This window comes from bacterium (assembly GCA_040755795.1).
GTDB lineage: Bacteria > UBA9089 > CG2-30-40-21 > CG2-30-40-21 > SBAY01 > JBFLXS01.
This window is the reverse complement of record JBFLXS010000295.1, coordinates 1-5,128: the sequence shown is the minus strand read 5'-3', so window position 1 is coordinate 5,128 and position 5,128 is coordinate 1. Positions and strand designations below refer to the sequence as shown.

At 42.0% G+C, this 5,128-nt stretch carries 3 protein-coding genes; 2 read left to right on the top strand and 1 reads right to left on the bottom strand.

Annotated features, from left to right (window positions below):
* Window positions 1–182 precede the first annotated feature (182 nt).
* Window positions 183–2,981, top strand: a complete 2,799-nt coding sequence (locus AB1414_15150) for a choice-of-anchor X domain-containing protein (GenBank protein ID MEW6608758.1) — start codon at window positions 183–185, stop codon at window positions 2,979–2,981.
* 88 nt (window positions 2,982–3,069) lie between these two features.
* Window positions 3,070–4,527 carry a hypothetical protein gene (locus tag AB1414_15145; protein MEW6608757.1) on the top strand — a complete coding sequence of 486 codons (1,458 nt, stop codon included), beginning with the start codon at window positions 3,070–3,072 and terminating at the stop codon, window positions 4,525–4,527.
* 184 nt (window positions 4,528–4,711) lie between these two features.
* On the opposite strand, the gene AB1414_15140 is transcribed toward AB1414_15145, so the two are convergent.
* The gene (locus tag AB1414_15140; GenBank protein MEW6608756.1) at window positions 4,712–5,029 is read right to left on the bottom strand and encodes a hypothetical protein; all 318 of its coding nucleotides are present in this window, start codon (window positions 5,027–5,029) and stop codon (window positions 4,712–4,714) included.
* Window positions 5,030–5,128: the final 99 nt, after the last annotated feature.

The window sequence follows — 5,128 nt, the reverse complement described above, 5'->3', positions numbered from 1 at the left end:
TTTGATTTTTTGGTGATCAGTTAAAAATTTTTGTTGACAATAGGGAAAGATTTTGGTAAAATATTTCCCCAATAGGCAAAAGTGAAGGTAACATCCAAAATGCACCCAAAAGCAATTTCCTATCAGTCAAGGGAGCAGGAGATTTGTCCACCTGCCTAAACATCTAAAAGGAGATGATGGCTATGTATAGAATAAACCGATTTGAATTAATGAGAAAAATTTTAGTTGCGGTAATGGTTACGTCCATTATGGGAATTCTTTCCCCTATCCCTTCTGTTATGGCGGAAACTAATTATGGGGTAGCTATTGAGAATTGGGATAGTTCATGGCGGTCCCCGGATATTAAACTTAATGTTCCTTTTGATTCAGCTGATCCGGAATATGGGGGGCTGAATTTTGACAACTGGGTTTATGTCAGATTCGAGAATTCAGGTGGTGAGCCTATCCCCAACTGTAGTGTTACCGTAAGACTTTATTATCAACCCACAACAACGGATAATCCGGGCAGCAGCCCACCAGATGAATTCTTGTGGTCTCCGGCTGACTATAAAACGATAGACTTTGGGGGGGACTTATGGCCGGGCAGCCCTTCTATCTGGCAAGGGACATGGACCATTTCCGGACTTCTTCATACAAAATTCTATCTTAAGGCAGTATTGGAGTATGGAGCGGATGAAGATACTTCCAACAATGTTGCTTACTCTTATTATAATTTCGGAACACACACTGATGGAATGGGAACAAGCCCTACTACGGCTGATGTAGTTCTGGTTCATGATACCTCTGGGAGTATGGGATACTATGAAACAGCAAGCAGGAGTTTTCTCGAATGGGCTAAAGTCGACGCCCAGTATTTTGTTAATTTATTGAATAAGGGGGATAAGATAGGTGTGGTCAGTTTTGGTGCTCCTCTATGTACTGATTATGCCATGAATAATACTGTTGTAGAGTATCCGCTAACCGAACTTTCTGCATCTCCTCCCTGTCCAGAGACAGATGCAGCTACCGCCAGTATTGAATCTTTGACCGCCGACGGATGTACCCCCATAGGCGCTGGTCTGGTTACTGGCAAGGATCAATTAACAGCCGTTGCCAGTCCTGCTTTGCGTCAGGCTATGGTGTTACTCTCTGATGGTGAAGAGAATGTAGAACCGGATGTGGCTGATATTTGGCCCTCAATTGACTCCTGGGTCAATGACTATCATAGTATCTATACTATAGCCTTAGGTGAAGGGTTTTATTGGAATACCGGAGCTAAAGCCCTTCTGGAATGGATAGGAACAACTACGGGAGGAAAGTTCTTCTTTGCACCTGGTCCTAATGATCTGGCAGAGTGTTATGCTTTAATTCGAGGACAGATTCATAGTGATGATATTATCAGGATTGATAAAGGGATAACAGGTGGTGGAGATGATATCTATGAAGTCGAGGTAGATGCGGTAAGTGATGAGGTAATTTTTGCGGTGAGCTGGAATAATCCGGAGACTAAATTATCCCTGGCCATAAAGCCTCCTATGGGTATTTGGATGAATACAGCAGATTTAAAGGCAGACCCGAATATCACCGTAATAGACGGAGATATTTATCAGATTGTCCGGGTTGTTTTACCTGCCCTGACCCCCGGAAAATGGGAATACCAAATTATTTCACCCGCGGACTATCCGTATAACGATGATATTTATTTTACCCATGTTCCTTCCCATGTTCATGTTCAGGTTAAGGAGAATTATATGGCCGTAGTCTTCTCTGACAGGGTAGGGTTAAGAATGTACTCTTACTTACCAAAGGAAAAATGGGCAGCCGGGGATCCCATCGTTGTTAAGACAAGACTTCTTAATAATCTTGTGCCGGTTACGGATGCAGTAGTGAGAGTTAAAGTGGTCACCCCAAAACAATCTTTGGGTTCTATTGTAAGAGGTGGGTTGAAGAGTCTGCAATGGGATAGCATATTAACTGGTTCTTCACCGGACAGTTCCAGGCAGTCTGCTCTTATTAGGCATCTGCAAGAGGTGTCAGGAAAAGAAACCCTGGTTGACTATGGCATAAAAAACATCTTCCTCAAGGACGATGGTTTAGGAGCTGATCTACGAGCCGGGGATGGGATTTATACGGGCGTTTATACCGATACCAGGGTTCTGGGAAATTATCGGTTCAACATTGAAGCAAAGTCTAACTCCGCGTCTCCTGTGCAATTCCATCGCGAATACACCCTTTCGGCTTTTGTAGATGCAGCCCGAATAGATCCGACACAATCTAAAATTGAAATTTCACCGGTTAAAGACTTGCCTGATGGCTCTCGGTTAGTAAAAGCAAACATCCTGGCCGCAGATATTTATGGGAATCCTCTTTATCCCGGTTGTGCCAGAGATTTCTCTATCGCAGTGGAGGGAGGAAGTTTAGAAGGAAAGATCGAGGATAATGTAGATACCTCTTATACCCAACTTATAAAAGTAGACAGTGGAAAAGAGGCTCGGGTTTACCTCAAAATAAAGGGAACAGAATTTAAGCCGGTAAAAATTCCCGTTCCTATTCCCCCGGTAACACAAAAGCGTTTGTTGAGCATACATAACGGAATGGCTGTACCCACGGGTGATTTTGGAGATGATTACGGCGAGGGTTTTAACTTTATCCTTGACTTTGACTATCCGCTCTCTTCTAACAATGTTCTGGTAACAATGGTTGGATATAATCAATTTCGAGCCAAGAGTCCAGGAAGCTCAAGTGCTTATATCTTGCATCTCTCTGAGAATATTCGCCATTACTTCCCTAACCCCAAAAATAGCGTGTATATTGGAGGAGGAATTGGGTTGTATCGGCTCAAAGGAGGAAACAATGAATTGGGCCTTAACCTGGGAGCAGGGATTGCTTATCCGGTAAGTAAAAATTTCTCTGTTGAACTTGGTGGGGATTACCATCATATCTTTGATGGTGATAAAACAGGATTTATTCATCTTCATTCAGGCCTTGTATTTAAATTCTGAAGGCACTGATGGTTTGAGTAAGCACAGCCATAGATGGCTGTTAAATAAAAAAAGACTCTGTAAGGACAGAGAAAGGAGGATGTTAATTATGTGGTATCAAATTAGTAGAATTGGAGGAGGTTTTTTCAGACATACTCTGGAGAGAAGTAGATTCGTAATAGTAGGGTTGGTTGCCCTGAGCTGCATTACCCTGACACATACTGAGGCAATGGGCTATCGTATTCACGGTAAGGTAACGATAAAAGGAACGGCTACATTGGATTACCCTTTTGCCTATATTGAGATTACTTCTCCGCCTGCTATTGCAGGAGCAGGAACAACCGCCAGCAAGTATGGGGCATATACTATCGAATTCCCTTCCTGGGGTGCTGGAGACTTGACGATTGGATTAAAAGCCACTCAGAATATCGATGGGCTTGAGCATCTCCTTTATGAAGGAACAAAGACGATTCCTGGGGCTCCTGCTACCCATCAGCGTGTTGATATTGAAATTGAAAGTCCCCAATTTGAGGCTGGTAAATATTCGGGAACTACTACTGCCGGAGGATTTCTCTTTACGCGAGTGGGCAATGTGCCTTTTAAGGATGATTTTGGTGATGTTATTATTCAAGACTACACCAGCCCCTTTCTTGGTCTGGCCAGTGTTACCCAAACAACTGCAAATAATCTCTATATTCCAGAGTACCAGCACTCCCCATTTGGGGGCACTATAAGGATATATGGACAGTTTGGTACAAGTAACTCTCCGGTAAAATATTATCAGGTTCTTATCAAACAAGGAGCTGATAGCCCCAATGAGGCAGACTTTGAACATCTGAGAGATTCCTTGAATAATATAAAATACACTGTTCATCGGGATGGACATGTGACAGCCCAAACAGTTAATCTGGGGCCCAAAACCGTCGGAGCAGAGTCAGATTTGTATGAAATACCTACCCCTGTTCCAAATGAATACTGGATGTATCCTGACATCATAGCCCTGTGGAGGACAGGTGGTTTAGAAGGGTCATATACCATGAGGCTAAAATGTTATGCTAAAGTTGGCGGTTTGCCTGTCGCGATGGTGAACAACCCACCAACACATGACTTATATATGGCCTCAAATGAACTAAGCACTTTCACGATTACTATTGATAATACGCCACTTGAAGTTACGATAAACAGTGTAAGTACATGTACTACGTGTGGTGCTTCCTCTCAGGTAGTAGCAGAATGCGGCCAGATAGATCTTACCGGTGGTGAGGATTTAACCTTTAACATTACGGCCAAACATCCAAAAGGCTACCTCCAATATTGGACTTTAGGCTTTACCTGGGGACATAACCACTCAGGAGTAATTGACTCTGAATCATATAATCTTGCTATAGGACCAGAATGGATAGGAAAAGAGAATTATGATATTTGTATTTCTACTCTTAACGGAACCCCAACTCCAGAAACTTGTGCTTATCGCTTTTATCTCGATGCTCAATCTCGTACTACCGATGGGGAGAAATATCTGTACTGGAAAGAGTATTCTGATCATTATTGTGTAAAGTTGCCCTGAGAGGAATAAAATGGGGGAGCGTTCACAATTTGGGACTTGTGGTTAGTTTATAGATTTTTCAAGGGGATTTTGCCATTTTACCCCATTTTTCTACCTCTTTTCTGTCGTTTGACATTTTTAGCCTATTTAAAGGCGGTGACAAACTATTATAATCCTCTACCCAATCTATCATTAGCCAATCAACCTATTCCATCCCTGTTAATGCCACCCCCCGCCGATTAATCATTTGCCGAGATAATTCAAAAAGTCTACCCACTTCTGCTTGGGTAAAAAGTTTTCTCCCTGATAAATTCCTAAGTTCAAGAAGTCTTATTATCTCTACCTCTTTCGAGTCTTCATCTGTAATCTCTATCATATGAGGGATATAGATGGTTATAACCATTTTGTTTTCTTTGGTTATAACCTTTATTTTATCCTCAATATTCTTTTCCTCAAGTTTTTCTATAGAATTGCCGATATGTATATTAGGTTTCAGCAGGGCAAACGCATCTAAATTCCACAATCAACTGTAGTTTATGATTTTACCAGCAGTTATAAAGCATTTAGAGCCTCCAGCCTTAAAAATGTGTTCACTCTTCTGATTTAATCAGCTTTTACGGTT

Bases quoted from the DNA above. Each gene is read 5' to 3' on its own strand.
- AB1414_15145 (MEW6608757.1), top strand. From the start codon at position 3,070: ATGTGGTATCAAATTAGTAGAATTGGAGGAGGTTTTTTCAGACATACT.
- AB1414_15150 (MEW6608758.1), top strand. From the start codon at position 183: ATGTATAGAATAAACCGATTTGAATTAATGAGAAAAATTTTAGTTGCG.